1 protein-coding gene is annotated in these 303 nt (G+C 58.7%); it reads left to right on the top strand.

All coding sequences use genetic code 11. The annotated features are described in order from the left end of the window. Positions 1–34: 34 nt before the first annotated feature. A partial coding sequence (locus BIU96_RS16285; protein WP_217642289.1) for a hypothetical protein occupies positions 35–303 on the top strand: 269 nt, incomplete at its 3' end.

The following is a 303-nucleotide window of genomic DNA, read 5'->3' as shown; positions in this document are numbered from 1 at the left end:
GCCCAGCTCTCCCGACAGTGATATCGAGGCCCAGATGATCTCGGTCGATGGTGGTGTCAGCCAGATCGGGCAGTTTGACGTGGTGGCTATCAACCGCGGTGAACGGGAAGGTCTGAAGCCGGGCAATGTCATGGCCGTGCTGAAGAGTGGCAATCTGGTTCGGGACCCGGTCACCAATGAAACCATTGAGCTGCCCTCCGAGCGTGCCGGGCTGATGATGGTGTTCCAGACCTACGAGAAAATGAGCTATGGCCTGATCCTGCAGGCCACCCGACCGTTGTCGGTGGGTGACAAGGTCACTAA

Origin of the sequence: Curtobacterium sp. MCBA15_008 (assembly GCF_001865065.1) — a bacterium.
Classification (GTDB): domain Bacteria; phylum Actinomycetota; class Actinomycetes; order Actinomycetales; family Microbacteriaceae; genus Curtobacterium.
Note: the sequence above shows the minus strand (reverse complement) of the source record. Positions and strands in the feature narration are given on the sequence as shown.